This window comes from Lysinibacillus fusiformis, assembly GCF_002845985.1.
GTDB lineage: Bacteria > Bacillota > Bacilli > Bacillales_A > Planococcaceae > Lysinibacillus > Lysinibacillus fusiformis_D.
On the sequence record NZ_PDFK01000010.1, the window covers coordinates 67,738 to 90,498 of the forward strand.

Genomic DNA, 22,761 nt, shown 5'->3' on the forward strand with positions numbered 1-22,761 from the left:
GAGGCTGCCTGTTTTATATTATTGCTATTATTGCTCTATTTAGTATAAATAAGTGCAGTAAACAGCCCTATTAAATTTGGTAAGATACTGAAAACTAAAAACAGCCAATTATTCGTCATGATGGAGATGCTTGTAAAAATAAGAATGGACGCAGCAATAATACCTATGCCCAGCTTCACTCGAGAAAGCTGGAACGGGATGGGACTAAACATGTTGATGGTCAAAACTCCCCCAATTATCCCCCAACTCCCTAAGTGCACTAAAAGAATACTACCTAAAACCATTGCTGCATTCAATTCAATGCCAAATACAATGAGTGTAAAGAAAATATAAATCGCCGCTAATGTCACATACCACGAATAGGATTTCGCTTTTTGCCAAATATAGTCGTGTAGCTCATCTAAACCTCTATTTTTCTTCGCCTTACTCCGTCCTAACCACCAGCCTAAAATTCCACAAGTCATTCCCCCATACAATCCGATAATTCCCCCGATAGAAATCTCCATCACTCCGTCCCCTCCTCTTCGAATATAAACACTTCTTCAATTGTGCAATTGAAAGCTTTTGAAATATTGTAGGCGAGTTCTAAAGATGGATTGAATTTCTCCGATTCAATTGCAATGATTGATTGTCGCGAGACGCCAACTACTTTAGACAACTCCTCCTGCGTAATCTTTTTCGATTTCCGCAATTCACGAATTCTATTTTTCATAAAGCCTCCTCGTTAAATGTAAAGTAAACTGTACATTTTTTTGATAAGTAAAGTTTACTTTACACCATTTCATATGTCAAGTTGACTTTACAATTTAGTTTTCGTTTAAACAATACAGGAATTCTTATGAAGAACGATCAGGAGACATAGTGAGGGCTATAATTAGAAAAGACACCACACGCTAATTTTGAAAAATGTAATCAGTTTGTGAAGAAAAGCATCCACCTCCATCGTACCTATCTACACTGTAAAATAAAGTTAAATTCCAAAATAAGGAATATAAAAAGCGTGTTTTGAATGATAATCAAAACACGCTTTTTTATAGGATTTTTCCGCACCTTTTCCTTTAGCGTTAACCCGCCTATTTCAACACTCTACTATGAATTATATTCATAATTTTCTGTTGAGCATCTAGAGCTTCAGGGATAGGCATCACAGCAAACACATGATTCATTTGAGGATAAACAAAGGTAGTGATGTCAATGCCTTGTTCGGTTAGTTGTTCATCAAATTTTATGGCATCTGGATATAAACTTTCATGTGTTCCAATAAAATGAGTAATCTTCCCAAGTCCTTGAAAATCACCGTAAATAGGACTAATCAATGGGTCCTTTAGATCTTTATCAGCAGCCCATATCTTTGTAATGACTTCCATTCCTTCACTAGCTAACATTGGGTCCTTTTCTTCATATTCAAGTATCTGAGGATTTTCTAAACTCATATCAACACATGCTGATAGTAAAATAATATCTTGGGGTTGAGGTAGATGGTTCTGCTTCAAAAGTTGGACCAGACCAAGTGCTATATTTCCACCTGCCGAATCTCCGATAATGGTCAATTGATTAGAACTTTCAACCGTTTTTAAAATTTCTTTATAGAAATTGAGCATTTTTTGGAAGGTGTCATGATGGTTAAAATGAGGTACTTTCGGATAAATGGGCGCAATAACTTTTGCATTTAACGATTGTGCCATCTTATCCATGAATAACCAATGTAAACTTAAAGGCTGATTCGTCCAAGCACCACCATGTATATAGAGAATAACTTTTTGCTTCAAGGACTTTTGGTCATTTAAAGTGAAGACCTGCATAGCCTCAAAGGTTTGCTCCTCCATATCACTTATAAATTGAACATCTTCCCCTATAACATAAAGCTGACTATTTTCAGTTCCCCTCTGCTCAATAAACTGTTTAGCATTTTCAATACTAGAAAAACTCTTTTTATTACTTTGCGCAAATAGCCATTTTTCAAATTGAACACTTTCTTCAGAACGATCTCCGCTAAAAATTTCTACAGTCATTTTTTTCTCCCCTTTAAGTTTCATCACGCACATAGATTGATAAGAGCCATGTATCAGAAGCTTTCACACGTACTATAATCTATACCGTATCATAGAGACAAACCTGCATCCGTTAAATAAAATATTTTTTTCGTACTCTATGTTAATTCCACAGTATGTCGTATACTCCTTCAACATCCATCGTATTTAAATGAAAATAAAAAATACCATGCTGATTGCCAACATGGTATTTTCATCTTTATTTAAACAAGTAACTCATTAATAATTTTTTAACTGTCTGATTATCAATTTGGCATCCAGCCGTTGCTAAAGATATGTTTTCAAGTTTTTTATTTTATATACTTAGAACGAACAACGGTCCTTTTGTATGGCTCACCTTGTAATGTTTCACCTGAAATATTTAAAGTTATATTATATACACCCGACTTTTTATTTTCTGGAAAATTCACCATAAAGTTTTGCTGATTAACCTTTTGCGTCTGTAGAGAAGAAGCAATATCTTTCCCTGTTGGATCCAGTACTCGTACATCGAAGGTAAGTTTTTGTAATTGGTCATTAGCTTGCATTGTCACGATATTATTCGTTTCTAATGATACTGTTGGAATACTTACCTTAATCAAAGATGGGCCCCCATGTTGAACTGCCAGTAAAAACGCATTATCTTCTGCCTGCGTGCTTATATTTATCTTCCATTCCCCAATCTCAGAAATAACCCCAGTAAATGTATGAGGTACTACGCCATTAAAAAAGGAGGCTTCATCCAATGATTGGATTGTTTGGTTGGTATATTTTTTTTCTGAAGGAGATACTAACTCTATCTTATCACTAGTTAACCCTGTCCATAATTTAACATTATCGAGCGCAGTATCCACATAAAAAGAATGTGTCACATCATTTGACGATTGTAACTTCCCTCCGTAAAAATAATGAGAAACATCCAACTCTTGAAACATATCAGATTGAGAAAAGTATTCTTTGTTCATCATGATACGATCTGTAGAAGCAGACTGTAGATACTGTTCCAATCTTGAAAATACCGCAGATCCCATTCGAATATTGTCATGGTCAAGTGAGGGATCGGTAAATAAATGTGTTCCGTAAGATAATTTAGTGCTTGCCTCTTTGACTAATCCATCATTTGGATCGGAAAGATATAGACCACCCATCCAGAGTGCAGATAGAAATGGTCCTGTATTAGTACCAGCCATTGTATAATAGTTGTTCTTGCTAACATTGGGGTGATTGTCTATTAGTGAGCGAAAATATTCCATTTCCCCAACTTGAAGTGAATAAGTTCCATCATCTTTTTCACCGAGTAATGTAGCTAGCCAACCTGCCCACCAGCTATATGCAAGATCAGCTAACTCTGATCCATAATGAGGGGACCCTAAAGTAAACACCCTCCCAACGTACGGATGAGCATTATGAAGAACTAATGCTGCTTGGGTATCAGGTCCACCCTTGCTATGGGCAATTATATTTAATTTTTTTCCGTGAAAATGTTGACTGATTTCTTTTAACATAGAGGCTAATAATTTTCCATTATCGTATTGACTATAAGAACCTTTACCTGCCGAATCGTATAATTGAACAAATACCGTTTGATATCCTGCTTCATAAGCTTTTGTATACATATCATTAAGACCGTGATATTCTGTATTGCCATACCAACTTGTAGAGTTACCGTTTTTCCCTTGAACGAAAACAAGAGGTGGCTTATTCAAATCAACATTAGGTGGAGTATTTCCTAGAAACCACTCTCCAGGTGTAAAGCTTTCACCTGGTGGCTTCAATCCATAAGGTTCAATCGTGTTTGAGGCAAAAACATCTGGAGTAGAAAAAAGCATAATTGTAACCATTACTAATAAAGAAAGTATTTTTTTCAAATTGTTTTCCTCCTAATCATTATAGATCAAGTGCGTAAAGCTGTAGAAAAGCAATTTATAATTGTAAAAAACTGGTGTTGAATAACAGCTATTAATGCTAATTTTCAAGCAGCAACCAACTAACCCCACCTTCCCTTTATACTAATATTCTATAAAAAGGAAAAGAATTCCTTCTAATTTAGACAAAAAAATATCATTATCTTACTTCGGTTAAGCCTCACTTAGAGAAGCAGCGAGATAGATTGTGTTAGCAAATAAAATAGCATAGAGCGAAATGGCCAATATTCAACACCATATGTTCATATAAACAAACCTAAGTCCTTAATTCTCATTTATGAACACCCTCTTCTCGCGCAATATGATGGATGCTTTCTTGACCATTTATATAACGTAGTACGGTTTTTATTTTCTTATTGATCATCAAAACACCCCGTAAAAGCTAGATTTTGTGTCTAGCTTTTACGGGTCAGAAGGTACTAGATTGTATTATTTCAACATATATGTACCAGTTAATAATAAACCTCCATCAAAGAATAAACACCCTATGTAAGCAAGCAAACTAGTCCAATTTTGAAATGGCTAGTTTGAACACTTACATAGAGTGCTTTAGGTCCCTCTAAATAGTTGGTTGAGGTTATGGAAGCTATTTAATTTAGAGAGTTTTTCATGCTAATTCTTGTAACGCCTCAATTGCTTGAGCTACTTGCTCTTCTGTTAAATTGTGACGCACGATGTAGCGGTTGCGCGCATGCTTTGTACATTCGATTGTACAGCCACCTAAATGCTTTGCTTCATTTTCTTCAGATGCAATGATTTGTTTGTTACATTCAGGGTTTGCACAGTTAATGTAACGTTCACAAGGTTCACCGTCATAGTGATCACGACCGATAATCACATGCTCTACTTGATTGATTGGCACCGTTAAACGCTCATCAAATACATACATTTGACCGTCCCATAATTGGCCTTTCGCAACAGGGTCTTTTCCGTATGTTGCAACACCGCCATGTAATTGACCAACATCGCCAAAGCCTTCACGTTTCATCCAGCCCGAAAACTTCTCACAGCGAATCCCGCCCGTACAATAGGTTAAAACATTTTTCCCTTCGAACAGCTCGCGATTTGCACGTACCCATTCTGGTGTATCACGGAAGTTTTGTACATCTGGTCGAATCGCACCACGAAAATGGCCGACATCGTACTCATACGTGTTACGCACATCTAATACTACTGTATTGTCATCTTGCATTTCAGCAAGAAATTGTTCTGGTGACAGGTAGCGACCTGTTAATTCATGTGGGTTCACGTCTTCTTCTAAGCCTAAGTTTACTAACTCAGGTCGTGGGCGTACGTGCATTTTTTTGAATGTATGCTCTTCTACTGCATCAATTTTGAAGACTATACCTTCAAATAATGAGTCAGCTTGCATGTTTGCCATGTATTGCTCTGTTTGCTCAATCGTACCTGAAACAGTACCGTTAATGCCCTCGTTAGCTACTAAAATACGACCTTTTAAACCGATTTCTTTACACATGGCTAAGTGCGTTGCTGAAAACGCAGCTGGATCTTCAATCTTCGTGTAATGGTAATATAATAAAACTTGATAATTCATTGTTTTCCACCTATCATTTCAATATTTGCAGGATATTCCTGATAGTGTCTTTTACGACCTATTAACCATAAAGGATAATCATTGAATATGCTATCGGTAATTAGACTGAAATGGGTATAAATATTATTTTTAAAGAATTTGTGAATTGGTGAGTGGACTTTTTTTTATAAAAAAGTGTTATTCCACAATCTGGTCCTTAAATGGAAAAAGACACACTCCTTATGAAAGAAATGCACCTGTTAACGGAGGATTGTTAGCCAACTTCAGTACTAAGTAAACTGAGAAATTGAGTAATGCGTGCTTTTATTCAGGGAATCCCCAAATAGAATACATCGCGTATATACTCAAAAATATACCAAGCAAAAAGAATCCCGATTTTATGATATTTTCCTTTTTGAAGGAAATTTCACTGTATTCGGCATAGCTTAATATCATATAGATAATGGCTGGTGTAAAGATGACTATCGCCAGCCAATGTTGCTGAAAATTAACTCTTAACGCAGGATTAAATACAGGCAAAAAGAATAATAAACCTAATAAAGCCCCTAAAGCATAGCCTTTTAAATATTCTTTCATCAAAGTTTGTCCTTTCTTAGAGTAATTTTTAATTGCACCTCCACAATCTAGATGCTTTGCTTCAAGCAATGTAGTAAAGCCTTTTTCTACTTAAACTAAGCCACTCTTTCTATAGCAATTAAAATTCGGCAGCTATAATTTGATAATTACTTTTCAATTTTGGGGATGAAAATGCTAAAGAGAAAATATGCACAAGCATTTCTTGATACTAATGAAAGGCCCTTTAACGGAAGAACCTTTTCACGATGAAAACACCCCTTTAGATATATGAATATCCAAAGGGGCGTAGCTTCGTAACATTTTTATAAATGTCGCGACTTTATTTTAAACTTTGTATCTGTTTGATAAACATCGTGACTTTAATTCAAATCTACAGACCGCATTTTAACTGTGCACCACAGTTTGTACATGTATTACAGCCGCCCATTTCTTCGACAGTTCCTTTACGACAAACAGGGCATGTATTCCCTACGTCTGAGCCGATGACCGTTGTAGACTCTAATGCTTGAATTGTATCTACTAATACGACTGGACGTTTTGTCTGCTCTTCTACTAATTCTTCTTCAAATGATAATTGATCCATATCATTTTCTTCCGCTTTTAGTGTAAGAACTTGTGAATCACGGCTACCATCCACATAGACCGTGCCACCTTTAGCGCCACCTTTATATAGTCGCTCGTATACTTTTTCTACTTGCTGTACTGTATAGCCTTTTGGTGCATTCACTGTTTTAGAAATGGATGAATCAATCCATTTTTGAATAATACATTGAACATCGGCATGTGCTTCTGGTTTTAGCTCCATTGCTGTGACAAACCATTCAGGAAGCTCTTGCTCATTTACTTCAGGATGACGATCTAAATACTCTTTTACAATTTCAGCCTTGACCTCAATAAATTTACCTAAACGACCAGAACGGTAGTACGTGAAGGAGAAGTATGGTTCAAGACCTGTCGCTACGCCTACCATCGTTCCTGTCGAACCCGTTGGCGCAACAGTTAGTAAATGCGAGTTACGAATACCAGTCGCTAGAATTTGTTCTTTGATGTGAGCAGGCATTTTTTGCATAAAGCCTGTCTCTGTAAAGGCTTTACGTAAACGAGCTGTTTCTTCGTCAGTAGCACCTACTAAGAATGGGAAGCTACCACGTTCCTTTGCAAGCTCTGTAGACGCCTCATAGGCTGTTTCCGCAATTGTTTTAAAGATTTCATCGACTAAAGCATTACCTGCTTCTGAACCGTATTCCTTTTCACAGTAAATAAGTAAGTCTGCTAAGCCCATAACCCCTAAACCAACACGACGCTCGCCAAGGGCTTGTACACGGTTCTCTTCTAGGAAGTAAGGAGTCGCATCAATAACGTTATCCTGCATGCGAACACCCACACGAACTGTTTCACGTAGTGCTTCGTAATCAACTGATTGATTTTCTTTATTCGCAAACTGTGCAAGGTTCACAGCTGCTAAGTTACACACAGAGTATGGTGCAAGTGGTTGTTCCAATAATTGTTATCCTAAAGGCTTTTTATCCTTTAGTTCTTACAGTTCAATTCCTGCAAGTTCAGCATACATTTTCATTACACATGGCGTATGCATACTCATAAAAGCTTCTTAAATAATGTAATTTATAAAAGCCTGCATAACCTCTATTCATTTCTATCACAGCCTTTCTTACATTAGGCAATTTTGAATTTTTATGAATGTGTAATGTTGCGGTCTCGTGCCCGGGTTATAGTCTACTAAGTAGGATCACCGGGTATGCGTTGCCCCTGACTAAAGCTTTACCATTAGCCTTCGGTTCGGATTAGCATCTCAGCCTTCCCGCTTTATCCCGCAATTTTTAACGTGAGGCGAAGTCCACCACACGGATTTGTCGCTACAACACTTTGACCATATGCCTTTGCATTTGTCATATCATTCGCGTTGTCGATGAAGAAAATACCTGGCTCTGCTGAGTATGTTGCACATACGTTTATTAAATTCCATAATTCTTTTGCTTTCATTGTACGGTATGTGCGGACTTTATAGCCCATTTTTCCCCATTCGCGAACATCGCCCACTTCATGCCATTTCGTATTGTACACGTTCATTTCTTCTTTTGTATATTCTTCCACAGCTGGGAAACGAAGCTCAAAGTCAGCGTCCTTTTCTACTGCTTCCATAAATTCCTTCGTTAATGTCACGGAAATGTTGGCACCTGTTAAAAACTCTGGGTTATGAACTGTGTATGTGCCACCATCACGTAATTTATTTTCAGCCTCACGAATGATCGCTGTATCGAATCCACCTAAGCCTTCAATGTTTTTGTAGTTCACGATACCTTGATACATCGCTTCTTCTTGCATAGAAAGTGGCTTGAAGTTTAATTTTTCTTTTGCTAGACGAATGATTGTTTCATCCGTTGTATTTTCGATCAGGTAACGCAGAATACGTGGATTTTGCATTTTAGAAATAATAAATTCCACAATATCTGGATGCCAATCTGCTAGCATAATCATTTGTGCCGATTTCTTACGCGGGTTCGCTACACCCACTCTCTATGTCACCATAGAAGTTGAGACCATATCTTACATCCAATTAGATGCCCTCGCACTTCGGAGTGGCTTCACTCCTACTCTACTCACTTCCGCTAACTTAGCGTGCTTTCGATGGTCGTTGAACCTTCCCCTTTAAAAGGAGCTTGGCTGCTGATTGTCTTTATCCCACTGCTATTTTCAAGCATTCACGTTTACCGTTTCCAATTACGTTGTAGCTAGCAGTGCATTTATAATGCGTTTTTTAACATTTTCAAAATCATTTTTTATCTCATCTTCCCAAAAACGGAGTAAAGTGTATCCATTAGCTGCTGCAATTTGATTTTTTTCGATATCCCTAGCTTTTATTCTCTTTTGTACCTCATAAAAAGAGGAATAAAATTTTGGATTCCCATGCCAAAAATCACCATCACATTCAATTAGAATATTTGTCCCAACTAGTAAGAAATCAAATTGTGCACCTTCAAATATAAAGGAATATTTGTAGGTGATTGATTGTTCAACTAAGAAATTCTCTAAAGCTGTTTCAATACTAGTTTTTCTAAACGTTTCCCTCTCTATTTGCTTTAATGCAGCTTGTCGAATCTTTTCAATGGTTTCTTTACTATAAACCCCTGTCTTACCGCTATTCCATGAAGGCGTTCCATTTATTTTTCTAGTTTCAGCTGTTTTTGAAATGATATTTTTAAAATGAAACTTTTTTTGTTCATTTGGCATGTCATTATGCCACTTACCTGTATTTTGTGATCGAAGTCTACTCGCATACTCTTTACTACAAGTTTTAGTCTGCCGATGTTTTTCATCGAATAGTTTTCCACAAATTACACAAGTTAAAGGCCCACCTTTTCCTCGACAGCTTCTACTACAAAATTGATTTGGAATACCTCGCCTCAGTTTAACCTTTTTATTACATAAAATATATTGGCAGATCACCATTTCTATTGGATAAAAATAAGATATTAAATAATTATCTAATGTTAAGTTATGCTCATTTTTCAAATGAGACGTAAACCATCCTTGTTTATTATGATTTATTGTAAAGCCACATATTAAACAAGTTTGTGGTTGTATCGCATCATAAACATCCATATTTCCCACCTCGATTAAAGTGACAATATTTCCGTTAAAGAGTTCCCAGCAATTCACGAGGTTTGTTTACGCAGAAGCACCTAGATTATGCTTACCTCTGCGGCTACCACCTTGTTCGACAAGATGAGTCAGCTTCGCAATATCATCTAACCATGAGACAGAACCAGATGATTTACCATTTACACCACGTGCTAACGTGTTGCGTGGACGTAATGTTGAACCATTTGTTCCTACACCACCACCACGACTCATAATTTCCATTACTTGCTTACGGTGATCACTGATGCCTTCACGTGAATCTGCGACAAACGGCATTACGTAACAGTTAAAGAAGGTTACATCTGTTTCAGATCCAGCTCCATAAATGACACGTCCTGCTGGAATAAATTTCAATGAAACTAATTGCTTATAAAACTTCTCAAACCACTCTTGGCGTTTCTCTGGAGTTTTTTCAACAGCGGCAAGGCCTGTTGCATTTCGTTTTGCGATTTGTTCATAAAAAATTTCAAGAGGCTTTTCTAGCACGTCAATTGAACGCGTAATTACACCCGTTTCTTGCTCTTGCGGATCGTCTAATGCACTGCGGTAATCTTCCTCAATCAGAATATCTGCTGTTTTTGTAGACATGTCCAGCTTTTGAATTGTCCCTAAACCACGTGCAGGGAATTTTGGATCAGCTTTTACTGTTAAAACAACAAAGTCACCGGCTTTCAGTGTTTTCTTTTCTGTGTCTTTAAACGAGTAGCGATCGATCATAACAAGTCTAGATACGCCTTTATGCGTAATATGCATATCAGGCGTTACTGGGTGTACTTGTGGGAATTGTTCGATATCTTTGTTTAACTGTTCAAATTGATTGTTTACTTCGGGTTGATGATTTGTGATTACCATCGTTTTGCCTCCCTTGTTATCTTCATTACAAAATAAATACACAATATCATGTGCCGTTAAACACTACATATTGTGTACATGTCTTTAAAAAAGATACTATATATAGTTTTTTAATTCAACTCTTGCTTTTTTAAATAGAATCCGAACTACTTGTTATTACTAGGGTCGAACGTTAAAAAATTTTTTTCATACCATTTTTTACTTTTTAAAGTTCCATTCATCATTTGCATATTTTTTTTCTTCTAATGCACGAACATATTCTAACTGCTCCTCAGAAAGTGTAAATGGTTTTAATTCAATTTGCAACGATTTTGCAAACCCATCACGAAAAGCTGTTACACATTGTTCAACTGTTACTGGTTCTTTAACAAGACTGTTGATGGCAACCGCCTTTTCCGGTAACTTTCTGCGCATACGATTCTTCGCTTCTTCGCTTGAGAAATTAAATACGGATAATAGTTTCTCCTGGTCTAAATCTAATAAAATGGCGCCGTGCTGTAAAATAACACCCTTTTGACGTGTTTGAGCACTTCCCGCTATTTTTTTTCCTTCAACGACCAGCTCATACCAACTTGGCGCATCAAAGCAAACAGCACTTTTCGGACTCTTGAGGTCAGCTCTTTTCTCCTCTGTATCAGGTACACTAAAATAAGCATCCATCCCAAGATTATGGAAACCTTGCAAGATTCCCTCACTTAATACACGGTATGCCTCTGTCACAGACTCTGGCATATCCGGATAGCTTTCCGTAACGATGACACTATATGTGAGTTCATGCTCATGCAAGACAGCTCGTCCACCCGTTGGACGACGCACAAAGCCTAAGCCTTGCTCACGTACAGCATCTAAATTAATATCTCTTTTAGCCTGTTGAAAATAACCAATCGATAGTGTCGCAGGCTCCCACTCGTAAAAACGAATCACTGGTGGAATTAACCCCTCACTATGCCAGTCAAGTAATGCTTCATCTAGTGCCATATTAAAAGAAGGACTACATTTCCCTGAATTTAGAAAATACCAAGTTGTCATATGTTCATCTCCTACAAATATAAAATGATCCCTCAGGCCCCACCTGTGGTTCAAACCTCTCAAAAATTAGCTACAGTGTAAGTTGCTAACGATGTACTTTCGTAATGATATAGCCGAATTCGCCACAACCTAGTTAATTTTATCAAACTCATTGGACTATCGCTAGCGCATCTTTTATAATAATAGAGAAGATAGAAAGGGGTAAGAAAATCTTGGACATACTTATCACAATCGGTGTCGTTTTAGTAGTCATAATTGCATATATCGGTATTAATGCACTACGACTCAAAAAAGCCGTAACCAACTTAACACAAGAGCAATTCATAGAAGGCTATCGTAAAGCCCAGCTAATCGATGTACGTGAACAAAAAGAATTTGATGCTGGTCATATTCTTGGTGCACGAAATGTTCCTTCCACAACACTACGTCAACGTTATAAAGAAATCCGCCCAGATTTACCAGTATATCTATACTGTCAAAATACAGGCCGTAGCTCACGTGCTGCACTATTTCTTAAAAAACGTGGGTACAACCAAATTTACCAACTTCAAGGTGGATTCAAAACTTGGACAGGTAAAATAAAAGCAAAAAAATATTAATGTCTACATGACAAAAGCCGTCTCAAAGAACTATGAGACGGCTTCTTTTTTTAAAAATTCAAAGTTTCTACTATATTATATCTATTGCAAATGATTAAGTACTAGCTTTTTGTTCACCAAGTCTCTAATCATGCATTGGACAGAAAAAAGGATAGCGACGACAGACAAAATATATAGCTCATTCTTACTAACAATTCCTGACTGTAAATGATCCGTTCTTTGAGCGAATTAATGTCACTTAGGAATCGGTTCCCCCATAGCCCCCCTTCTACACGTTAGGAGTGAGCTCCCTACAAAATCAACCACGCCAACACTATCTTTATGCAAATCTTCCACATGGCATCCCATCAAATATTTTGTATGTTCAAAAATACTATTTTTCGTTAGAGATTTAGCATATTGCGTCCTATTCTGCTATTTTTCTGAAAATAGTCAGAATTTATTATTGAATAATGGGACGAGCACTGATAGGATGTATAATATCTTACAATAATAATTGATTATGAAGTTAATAAGCTATGAATGCTATGGATTAAACTATAGCAGGAGCAGTTCTGGAGAGAGCGCCATGTGCGTCGCCGAAGGGTTCACTATCTCAGGCAAAAGGACAGAGGAGTAATATCCGCTTTTATTAGCGATGTCACACGAATAGTACATCTATTTCGTGTAACATTCGTGACTAAATGGTATTTGTTATTCTGACGTTTTTCCGAGACTAGTGTCACAACTAGTCTCTTTTTGTTTTTCCAGTCATAGTTTTTTATGTATCTTTGAGGGGGATTAACGTGGAACAGCAACAATTAAAACGAGATTTAAAAAATCGCCATGTGCAGCTTATTGCCATTGGTGGAACAATTGGGACGGGTTTATTTTTAGGCTCTGGCAAAGCCATTGCCCTTGCAGGCCCTTCTATCATCCTTGCCTACTTAATTGTCGGTACCGCCTTATTTTTTGTGATGCGTGCATTAGGTGAGCTGCTATTATCCAATGCAGGCTATACATCATTTACGGATTTTGCATCCGAATACATAGGTCCTTGGGCAGGTTATGTGACAGGTTGGACATATTGGTTCTGTTGGATTATGACAGCTATGGCGGACATTATCGCGGTGGGGGTTTATACACAATATTGGTTTGATATCCCCCAATGGATGCCAGCCATTGGTTGCTTAATCTTGTTATTACTACTCAATTTATTAACTGTTAAACTTTTTGGTGAATTGGAATTTTGGTTTGCCATCATTAAAGTGATTACGATTGTGGTTCTTATCATCATCGGACTGATTATGATTGTAACAGGCTTTCAAACTAGCTCAGGAACGGTAGCAGTGGAAAATCTTTGGGCACACGGTGGTCTATTTCCAAATGGAATGTACGGCTTTTTAATGGCTTTCCAAATGGTTGTATTTGCTTTTGTTGGCGTGGAATTAGTGGGGGTTTCAGCAGCTGAGACAGCAGATCCTCAAAAAAATATTCCCTCTGCCATTAATAAAATTCCATTTCGTATTTTACTCTTTTATGTAGGTGCATTGTTTGTGATTTTATGTATCAATCCATGGTATGAAATGTCTGCCTCCAGCAGTCCTTTTGTACAAGTATTTACACTGGCTGGTATTCCGATTGCTGCGGGTATTATAAATTTTGTTGTACTCACTTCAGCCGCTTCAGCAGGTAATAGTGGTTTATTTTCAACAAGTCGGATGCTCTTTAATCTTGGGAAAAATAAACAAGCATCACCTACATTTGCCAAGCTCAACAAAAACAGCGTGCCAAGTAATGCACTCGTTATTTCTGCTATTGTTGTATCAGTAGGTGCATTGCTAAGTAAGCTGATGCCAGAAAATGCCTTTAGTATTGTGACGACGATTAGTGCGATTTGTTTTATTTGGGTGTGGAGCATTATCGTTATTTCTCACATTATTTATCAACGAAAAAACCGTGCCTTACATGAAGCATCGAAATTTAAAGCACCACTGACACCTTTTATCAACTATGTAATTCTAGCATTCTTTGCCTTTCTCTTACTTATAATGTTTATTTCTGAGGCTACACGTACAGCTCTACTATTAACACCAATTTGGTTTATCGCCTTATTCATTCTTTATAATATGAAAAAAAGATGACCTCAGCCTAAGTGCTGAAGTCATCTTCACGCATTAAAAAATAGTCATATCCCATTCTGTCGCTAAATGCTTTAGTAACTGCACACCAGCCACACTGTTTCCTATTGGATCGATTGCTGGCCCATAAATACCGATACCACAGCCAGTAGGAAATGGGGAATTCAAGCCTGCATGACCTGGAACAGCTGTAAGAATCGCACCGGAAACACCACTTTTAGCAGGCAGGCCAATAAAGGCTGCAAACTTCCCTGAAGCATTGTACATACCGCATGTCACCATCAAGGCCTTTGCTAATTTCGCCACTTGTTTAGGAAATAGCTGTTTCTTTAACAATGGATGGTAGCCATCATTGGCAATGACTAAGCCAATCATCGCTAAATCTGATACATTGACTTCAATTGCACATTGCTTCAAATACACCTCAAGTGCCGCCTCTACTGGACAATCTAGGAAGCCTGAATCCATTAAATAGTAGGCCAATGCTCGATTACGATTGGCGGTTTGCCATTCTGATTGAAATACCTCTTCATTAATACTTAATTGCTTGCCAATGATTTGTTCTAAAAATTGTAGAATTTTTATGACCTTCTCTTGCGGTGAATGACCAGCCAGCATCGAGGACACCGTAATGGCCCCAGCGTTTATCATTGGATTAAACGGTTTCCCTGGTTGATGGCTTTCTAAGCGAATAATAGAGTTGAACGTATCCCCTGTTGGTTCCACATCTACTCTTTCTAGTACATAAGGTAAACCTCGATCCATACAGGCTAATATAAATGTGATCACTTTAGAAACACTTTGAAGTGTAAATAGTTCTGTAGTATCTCCTGCTTTGATTTCGCTGCCATTTGAACCGATTATCGCAATCGCTAATTGGTTCGGATCTTTTTTGGCTAAAGCAGGGATATAGCTAGCACATTGACCTTCTTTAGCAGCAGTGCGAAACTGCGATACCCATTGTGTCATAAGGTGATCCTGCTGATGTGGTTGTATTGACATGTTTGTGTTCTCCTTTCAAAAATGAGGCAAAAACAGAGCCTTCATAGTTCTCCTATGAAGACTCCATCCAATGTCGCTAGCCTTTTATAGCTTAGGAGGCTGTGTTCCCTCTGGAATTAATGATACATATGTTTCTCCATCAAGACGTTCCTGCCATTCCTTTTTCGCTTCCTCGATATAGGCTGGATTATTAAGCACCGCAATAGCCGTACAAGCCATGATTTTAGCCGCCTGTAGCATCCCTTTATGCGCGATTGGCATAACTCCTTGAGAGACAACCTGCCATGTATGTAGTGGTGTTCCTAATGCCATACATACCGTTGTACATTGTACAGTTGGTACATTCCAGCTGACATCTCCTACATCTGTTGAGCCACCCATAATAAATTCGGGTAGCATGCCTGGAACGTGATCAGCAATCACTTTTCCCTGTAATTGCTTGACGTCTTCTTTACGCAAGCCTATTAATGAGGCGGCTTGTACTTCAGGAGTAAACGTATTGAAAATAGCCTGCGCATACTGCTCATCCTCTATTGTATAGTGTGGCATGCCAATTTCAAGTATTTGTTGATACATCACATCATAAAGCGTTTTATTTGTAATCAGATTTGAAGCAGCACCTTCAAAATCAACTTCCACTGATGTGCCTGTCATCAGTGTGGCACCCTTAGCAATATTTTCAACGCGCTGATAAATTTCCTGCACTTGCTGCTTTTTAGGTGCTCTAATCAGGTACGTTACCTCTGCATATGGTTGGACTACATTTGGTGAAGTTCCACCTGAATTCGTAATAGCGTAATGGACACGAGCTTCTGGAATGATATGCTCTCGTAAATAATTTACCCCAACATTCATAAGCTCAACAGCATCTAAAGCGCTTCTTCCAAGGTGCGGTGCGGCTGCTGCATGTGCACTTTTGCCTGTAAACTTAAAAGTTGCGGCATAGTTTGCTAGAGAGCTACAAGTCATAACCGTTGAAAATGTACCTGGATGCCAAGAGATTGCAATATCCACATCGTCAAAAAGACCAGCTTTCGCCATATAAGCTTTACCAGATCCATTTTCCTCTGCAGGACAGCCATAAAAACGGATTGTTGCTGATTGATGATTTTGCTCTAAGTAATCCTTCACTGCAACAGCAGCTGCAAATGCACCTGTTCCTAATAAATTATGACCACAGCCATGTCCGCTTCCACCATTCTCAAGAGGTTCATGTTGTGTCGCCCCACCTTTTTGACTCAAACCGGGAAGTGCATCATATTCACCTAAAAAGGCAATGACAGGCTTTCCACAACCAAAAGTCCCAACAAGCGCCGTTTCAAGTCCAGCAACGCCAACCTCTGTTTGAAAGCCCTCTTTCTCTAACGCCTCTTTCATATATTGCATGGATTTTTTCTCTTGAAAATGAAGCTCAGGCACAGCCCAAATAGCATCACTTAATGCTATACTTGCCTCTTGTTTGGCTTCAATTAACGCAGAAATTTTTTCATGAAAACTCATTTTTATCCCTCCAATTTTTATGCTTTCAACAATATTCCTTTTTGGTCATTTAGGGTGACAAGCGACACAATACAGATAAGCGCAAAGCCAATTAACATCCAAAAGGCTGCATCAAAGGAGCCATTAAAGGCATCGACCATAAATCCAATCGCCATTGGCGTGACAAAGCCCGCTAATTGCCCCCCTGTATTCGCAATCCCCATTGCCGAGCCTGTAATAGAAGAGGGTAATTTCTTCAGTACAATAACAGGTAGTAATGTAATGACAAACGCAATAAAGATAGAAACAACTGTTTGATAACCAATAAATAACGTCACTGTTTTTGCAGTAAACATTAAATACAATAAAAGACCAATAACTGCACAGGAGATGGAGCCTAACACTTTCTCCATTCCTTTTGGTAGCTTATCAATGATATATCCACTACCATACACACCAATAATCGTTGTAATGGCAGGAATTGTTTGTGCCCAGCCAATGGACATTAGATCCAATCCGCGATTTTTTTGCAGATAAGTCGGAATCCAGGAAACCAAGCCCCAGTTCACGGCATAAATACAGAAATAAGCAATAATTAAATTCCACATCAACGGTGTTTTCAATAGTTCTTTAAAGTTCACTTTGTGTGCAGAATTTTCTGTACTAGCATCTTCTGCTTCGTTTTGTGGAAGTTTAATATATTTCCAATATAAAAAGGCAATAATAGCGCCAATAGCTCCAATAATGATAAACATCATGCGCCAGCCAATCGTCCCTAATAAATAAGCTGCTAGCAGCGGCACGATGAGTGAAACAATGCCACCAGAAGTAAGCATGATGGACATCGCTCTGCCTCTTTCCTCTTTTGGGAAGATTGTGGCAATAATTTTAGAGCTTGCTGGCTGAAATCCACCCTCGCCAATCCCAAATAAAAATCGAATCACAATCATCGCTGTTAATGACCAAGCAATCGCTGTTAGACCCGTAAAAATAGACCACATAATAACAGCCATCAATAAAATTCTTTTAGCGCCAAATTTATCTGCCAGCCAGCCACCTGGTATTTGCATAATGGCATAGCCTAAAAAGAAAGCGCTTAAAATGATACCCGTAGAAGATGCATCCAGTTGCAAATCACCCGTAATCGATACAACTGCATAGTTCATAATGTAGCGATCTAAATTACCTAAAGACCAACCTAAAAATAATAGTGCAAGGATGACATTTCTAGATTTTTTCGTTACTTCATTTGCTGTCATTCATATCCCTCCCATTGATCAGAAACATTTTCTTGATTGCAATGTTTGCTTCATTGCTCTTATTGTTCTTGATGATCTTTGCCCCCTTGCCATAACTAGTAAAATCAACACCCCTTTTATATACCGACATTTTCGTTATATATTCGTATAATAATCAAAGTTCTATGAAATGACAATATTTTTTTGAAAATTTCTAATAGATAATCGTCTTTGATTTACTAAAAAGGTGTACAATTCGTTGATGTAGCTGGGTTGCTCAAAAAATGCCTAATTCTAAAAATAGCAAAAAAATGCCCCAAACCATTTAATGGTTTGGGACATTTTTGCAAGATTCTAAACAAGCTGATACATTTTTATTGGTCTACCACGTGTATGCTGTAACTCTTCTCCACAGATTCTCGCTAAATCTACATTACATAAATCAGCTACGATCCGTTGGGCATTTCTTTCGCTCATTTGAAGCTGTGTCGCTAAATCCTTTGTTGTGAAATGCTTCCAGTGCATTTTCTGCACGAGTGCATTTATTTTCATATACGTTTTAATACTAATATTACCCTTTTTTAGTTTTTCTAAAATATAAGGATCTTCTGCTCGATAGGAATAAGCAAGCTCTTCTACATTCCCAACCGATTCAATAATCGTGCCATCATCCTGAATCATGACAATATCAATCGCTTCATTTTCCTTTGTCTGTCTTAGTCCTCGATGTGCATGTAACTCGGCATTAAATACCGTTTGAGCAAAGCCAATGCCTGCTGTCACCTTTGCTTCCATTTCGATCGACAGCTGGTACATTTTTTCTTGTAAAAATTTTATTTGTCCTTCGATGGCTCCCCTTGTACTAAAAATAGTATACTTTCCATTTCCCTCTTCAATAAGAGAGCCATCTATCTGTTCACAAAGCTGGAGCAAATATTCCTTCGTGCGCAATTCTAAATATTGAATGCGATAACCTTGCTTCATGCGCTCTTTCAATGAATCGAAGTCCTTTATTTCAAGCATAACTGCACCAATTTGTGTTTCTTTATAGTAGGATGTTTTGATTTTTTCAGTAAAAAGCTGAACGGTATGATAAATTTCCGTTTTCGTCGGTGAAACCCAATAAGATGGAACACCCTGTTTCCTCAGCTCTTCATCAACAGAAGGATAGCAAGTAATGGCAAAATCAATCTTTCCTTCCTGCCAGAGACTATAGTGGAAATTAAATAACTCCTGCGGATCAATGGCCACATCGAATTCCTTTAAATACATGTGATTTACATTGTGCTGAATCTCCGCGAGACTCTCTGACGCCATTTGAGAAGGGGATGGGATGATATCGATACTAACATTTTCAATAAACTTTTTTTGTTGATAGGACTGCTCTAAAAATCCACGATAAATGGCAGCCTCTGAAAAAATAATATGAGCCAATTTCTCCTGAGAAACATTCGTTTGACGAGCAAGCTTATAAGGGATATAGCCAGAAAATAGCCAGAAATCCACGTCCTGATTATGTTTCTCTACTAGATGCTTTGTTTCAGTTGCTACTTCATAAACATACGGAATAAATTCCATATCCTGTTCAATTTCCCGTGCTAATGCAATAATTCTTTCAACGGATTTAACGGGACCAACAACACCTATTTTATACATCTTTCGTTCCTACCTTCTTTGTGCAACTGCAATCGTTATGTAAAAATTTTCTTTCTCTGTTGTACATAGTATAGCGGACAATTAAATGACAAGACAAATAAAAATGGCTTCCTGTATAAAGAAAAGCCCCGAAAATAGTTCGGGGCCATCTTTGAATAAAAATTATTTTTCAGTTGGATACATTTTTGTATAAAGTAATTCTAATTTTTTGGAAAGCTTACCATAGGCAGTTTGCCATGCCTTCCGAGCCGCATCATCGCCATCTGCTTTGTATAAAGCATGGACTTCTGCTACCTTTTTCAAATCATTTTCAGCCTGAGTTAGCTTCGAATAATTTTTAACAATTTTCTTATCAGTAGCACTTAATTCATCATACTTGGCACGAATTTCTTTCACTTTGTCCTCTAAACCATCCACATACTCGCCTTTTACAAGTAGAGAATTTATGGATTCAATTAACATTAAAGCATTTTCATTCGTTTGTTGCTGACCTTGTTGCTTCTCCATAATTAATTGTCTAGTCGCCGCATCAATAAGACTCACTTGTTTAGACGTTAGCTTTTCAAATGCCTTAATGACTGTGCTCAGATTACTACTAAACGATTTTTCATAGGTCTTCATAAAGGATTCTACTTTTTTCACATCAGCTATTGCAGCTTTTAAAATATCATAATTCGTAATCAGCTTTTTATCACTTGAGCTAAGGCTACTATATTGTGTAGAAAGATTTTGAATTTTTTCCATTGAAACGGTATAGAGATCATTTGAAACGATTGTTGCAATTTCATTATTTAGCTGTGTGATATTCGGTGCATTTTCATCGATAATTTGATTATTTAATAAAGCTTCATACTGTTCTTTTGCTAAATGCTGCTGATTTGCAGGTAATTTTGCATAAGCCTTTTGCACCGTTTCAATTTTTTTAGCTTGTTTCGCAGCATCTGTTTCTTCTCTAGCTGTCTGTACTTTTTTATGGAATGATTTTACACCTGAAATATCCTTCTTCGCCGCTGTTAATAAGTAATAATTCGTCACGTATTTTCTTCCACCAGAAGATAGTGCTTTATAGGATTCTGATGCTGTATCAACAGCAGATTCCAATTGTTTAAATGTAAATGTAGTAACATTTGCCAATTTCGCGATATTCGCCTTTAAAGCCTCAGCTGCTGCCTTATCAGCAGGCACTTTACCATTGTCATCAATCGAAACTTTTGGCGTATTCAGTAAAAAATCATCTGCATTATATACAAGAGACTGTTGTAATGTCGTCAGCTTATTATAAGCTTTTAACGCACTGGAATAACTTGAAGTCAATTTACTTTCCTTAACACCTGTTATGCCCATCAACTTCTGATAAGCGTCCATATCTTTTATTACTTTTTCAGCCGTTTTCAAATCCTTTTGTAGCGTGACAAGATCATCATATCCAATAATTTGTGCTGCTGACGCTTTCGTTAAGCTCTTATATTCTTTAATCATTCGATTAACATTATTGACATGACTTTGCCATGAACTAGCCGATGGATTGATTGGATAGATATCATCGCCAATATAGCTGTCTATATCATGATTTAGTGCAGCAATTTGACTTTCTTCAGCACTTTCTGCAACTGTTAAACGCTGCAAATACGTATCTGATACTAATTTTAATTGCTTATATGTTAATTTTTCATAGGCAGAACGAATGGACTTGGCAGCCGTAACTTGCTTATTCGGCGTATTGTTTGGTGATAATTTATCAAATGACTTAATAAATTGCTCAACCTTTTTAATATCCGCTTTAGCTTCCGTTAAAATAGTCTGATTTTGAATAGCGCCTCGGTAATTTTGGGATAGCTTTGCGATATCCGCTTCAATGCTAGTAACTAGCGTTTGTAGGGCATCCTTATCTGAAGGTACATATTGCGCGAGAGAATTCTCATAGGATAGTAAATGAACAATTGCTTGATTTAGTCTTCGTACTTCTGTTATTTCCTCAAGGTCATTTGGCTCATTTAAAAGATCTTTAATGTTCGTATATAGGGTATCATTCACATCTAAGCTACGTTGTAACTGATCGAGCTTATTATATGCCTCTTCAATTTCTTGAATATATTTAGGTCTGTCTTTTTCATTAACGTCCTTTATTTTATCGACTTTTTCTTCTAATTTACTGACTAGTTCCACATCAGCAAGTGCTCTCTTTAGGACTTCATAATTGGACACATTTGCTTTAGCTGGTACTGATAAGGCTTGATATTTACTTTCTAATGCTGTTAGCTGTCCCTTAAATGACTCTAGGCTCGATACATTATATTGATTATCATGCACCAGTAAGGCCTTAATATCATTCATTAACGTATCCGTTGGTTCTTTAGATACAGTAATAGCGGTAGAAAAATCTGACTCCACAAACGCAGTACCTACCTGTGCTTTTACTTTGACAATAATATCTTTGATGCCCTTTTCAATGGCATCCTTTGGTATTGTATATGTGCCACCAGCGGCTCCCTCAATAATGGTAAAGGAACTATCACCAAGTTTATAAAACCATTGATAACTATATGTAATTTGGCCACTCTGTAATTTCGCGCCTGCTTTATCCGTTACAGTAACACCTGCCACTTTAACGGTTTCCCCAGGTGCAACAAAATCAGAAGCGGAATAGCCCTCCAGCGTTGGAGCTGTTATCTCAAGATCTAATTGATTAATCTTACGTGTTTCACTTTGAAACTTTTTACCATCAGTTGTAGTAGCCTCCACGAAAATTGATTTTCCAGCCGCTTCAACCGGTACTTTTAAAGTAGACGATGTAGCACCTGAAATTGGCTTATTCGTCGTATTTTTTGAACCATCTTCACCATCAATTTTCTCTAAATAATACCATTGATAAGCATTAACTACTGTATTTTCTGGCAATTTATCAACTGTTAATGTTTCATTGACAATATTTTGTCCAGTAATGATAACCGTTTCTGCTGCACTTGCTACAGTTGGTACAATAAGTGCTACAGGAATAGCTGCTGCTGTTAAAAATAATTTCTTATTCAAATCGATTAAC

At 37.5% G+C, this 22,761-nt stretch carries 15 protein-coding genes, 3 pseudogenes and 1 riboswitch; of the genes and pseudogenes, 2 read left to right on the forward strand and 16 right to left on the reverse strand.

Annotation, left to right across the window (positions count from 1 at the left end; genetic code table 11):
- Window positions 1–35: 35 nt before the first annotated feature.
- The 11 genes and pseudogenes from CRI88_RS20890 to CRI88_RS20940 all read right to left on the reverse strand — a co-directional run bounded on the left by CRI88_RS20890 (window position 36) and on the right by CRI88_RS20940 (window position 11,627).
- Window positions 36–506 (reverse strand): hypothetical protein, encoded by a 471-nt coding sequence (locus CRI88_RS20890; protein ID WP_036116802.1) that lies wholly within the window; start codon window positions 504–506, stop codon window positions 36–38.
- Window positions 506–712 carry a helix-turn-helix transcriptional regulator gene (locus CRI88_RS20895; RefSeq protein ID WP_036116800.1) on the reverse strand — a complete coding sequence of 69 codons (207 nt, stop codon included), beginning with the start codon at window positions 710–712 and terminating at the stop codon, window positions 506–508. Before CRI88_RS20895 ends, CRI88_RS20890 begins: the two co-directional genes overlap by 1 nt.
- 361 nt (window positions 713–1,073) lie before the next feature.
- A complete protein-coding gene (locus CRI88_RS20900) occupies window positions 1,074–2,012 on the reverse strand; it encodes an alpha/beta hydrolase fold domain-containing protein (RefSeq protein ID WP_058844022.1) in 939 nt (312 codons plus the stop codon).
- Between the two features lie 329 nt (window positions 2,013–2,341).
- Window positions 2,342–3,898, reverse strand: coding sequence for an esterase/lipase family protein (locus tag CRI88_RS20905; RefSeq protein WP_231745024.1), 1,557 nt, complete (start codon window positions 3,896–3,898; stop codon window positions 2,342–2,344).
- A 664-nt stretch (window positions 3,899–4,562) separates the two neighbouring features.
- The gene (gene trhO, locus CRI88_RS20910; protein ID WP_101967011.1) at window positions 4,563–5,510 is read right to left on the reverse strand and encodes an oxygen-dependent tRNA uridine(34) hydroxylase TrhO; all 948 of its coding nucleotides are present in this window, start codon (window positions 5,508–5,510) and stop codon (window positions 4,563–4,565) included.
- Between the two features lie 303 nt (window positions 5,511–5,813).
- Window positions 5,814–6,155 (reverse strand): hypothetical protein, encoded by a 342-nt coding sequence (locus CRI88_RS20915; RefSeq protein WP_058844020.1) that lies wholly within the window; start codon window positions 6,153–6,155, stop codon window positions 5,814–5,816.
- Between the two features lie 301 nt (window positions 6,156–6,456).
- Window positions 6,457–7,584 (reverse strand): annotated as a pseudogene (locus CRI88_RS20920) (vitamin B12-dependent ribonucleotide reductase); the annotation flags it as partial.
- A 359-nt stretch (window positions 7,585–7,943) separates the two neighbouring features.
- Window positions 7,944–8,618 (reverse strand): annotated as a pseudogene (locus CRI88_RS20925) (ribonucleoside-diphosphate reductase); the annotation flags it as partial.
- A 207-nt stretch (window positions 8,619–8,825) separates the two neighbouring features.
- A complete protein-coding gene (locus CRI88_RS20930) occupies window positions 8,826–9,707 on the reverse strand; it encodes an endonuclease domain-containing protein (RefSeq protein ID WP_101967013.1) in 882 nt (293 codons plus the stop codon).
- A gap of 93 nt (window positions 9,708–9,800) precedes the next feature.
- A pseudogene (locus CRI88_RS20935) lies at window positions 9,801–10,598 on the reverse strand (ribonucleotide reductase N-terminal alpha domain-containing protein); the annotation flags it as partial.
- Window positions 10,599–10,796: 198 nt separating this feature from the next.
- Window positions 10,797–11,627, reverse strand: a complete 831-nt coding sequence (locus CRI88_RS20940; protein ID WP_036122964.1) for a lipoate--protein ligase family protein — start codon at window positions 11,625–11,627, stop codon at window positions 10,797–10,799.
- 212 nt (window positions 11,628–11,839) lie between these two features.
- Here CRI88_RS20940 and CRI88_RS20945 point away from each other — a divergent pair, with 212 nt between their 5' ends.
- Together CRI88_RS20945 and CRI88_RS20950 are read left to right on the forward strand one after the other, a co-directional pair.
- The gene (locus tag CRI88_RS20945; protein ID WP_036122960.1) at window positions 11,840–12,226 is read left to right on the forward strand and encodes a rhodanese-like domain-containing protein; all 387 of its coding nucleotides are present in this window, start codon (window positions 11,840–11,842) and stop codon (window positions 12,224–12,226) included.
- A gap of 544 nt (window positions 12,227–12,770) precedes the next feature.
- Window positions 12,771–12,847, forward strand: a riboswitch (glycine riboswitch).
- A 164-nt stretch (window positions 12,848–13,011) separates the two neighbouring features.
- On the forward strand, window positions 13,012–14,349 hold the full coding sequence (locus tag CRI88_RS20950; protein WP_101967014.1) for an amino acid permease: 1,338 nt from the start codon (window positions 13,012–13,014) through the stop codon (window positions 14,347–14,349).
- Between the two features lie 33 nt (window positions 14,350–14,382).
- On the opposite strand, the gene CRI88_RS20955 is transcribed toward CRI88_RS20950, so the two are convergent.
- The 5 genes from CRI88_RS20955 to CRI88_RS20975 all read right to left on the reverse strand — a co-directional run bounded on the left by CRI88_RS20955 (window position 14,383) and on the right by CRI88_RS20975 (window position 22,751).
- Window positions 14,383–15,348, reverse strand: coding sequence for a glutaminase (locus CRI88_RS20955; RefSeq protein WP_058844017.1), 966 nt, complete (start codon window positions 15,346–15,348; stop codon window positions 14,383–14,385).
- An 84-nt stretch (window positions 15,349–15,432) separates the two neighbouring features.
- The gene (locus tag CRI88_RS20960; RefSeq protein WP_058844016.1) at window positions 15,433–16,848 is read right to left on the reverse strand and encodes a M20 family metallopeptidase; all 1,416 of its coding nucleotides are present in this window, start codon (window positions 16,846–16,848) and stop codon (window positions 15,433–15,435) included.
- A gap of 17 nt (window positions 16,849–16,865) precedes the next feature.
- Complete coding sequence (locus CRI88_RS20965; protein ID WP_058844015.1) at window positions 16,866–18,086, reverse strand: MFS transporter; 1,221 nt, start codon at window positions 18,084–18,086, stop codon at window positions 16,866–16,868.
- Window positions 18,087–18,419: 333 nt separating this feature from the next.
- On the reverse strand, window positions 18,420–19,721 hold the full coding sequence (locus CRI88_RS20970) for a hypothetical protein (RefSeq protein ID WP_036122937.1): 1,302 nt from the start codon (window positions 19,719–19,721) through the stop codon (window positions 18,420–18,422).
- A gap of 162 nt (window positions 19,722–19,883) precedes the next feature.
- Complete coding sequence (locus tag CRI88_RS20975; RefSeq protein ID WP_058844014.1) at window positions 19,884–22,751, reverse strand: hypothetical protein; 2,868 nt, start codon at window positions 22,749–22,751, stop codon at window positions 19,884–19,886.
- Window positions 22,752–22,761: the final 10 nt, after the last annotated feature.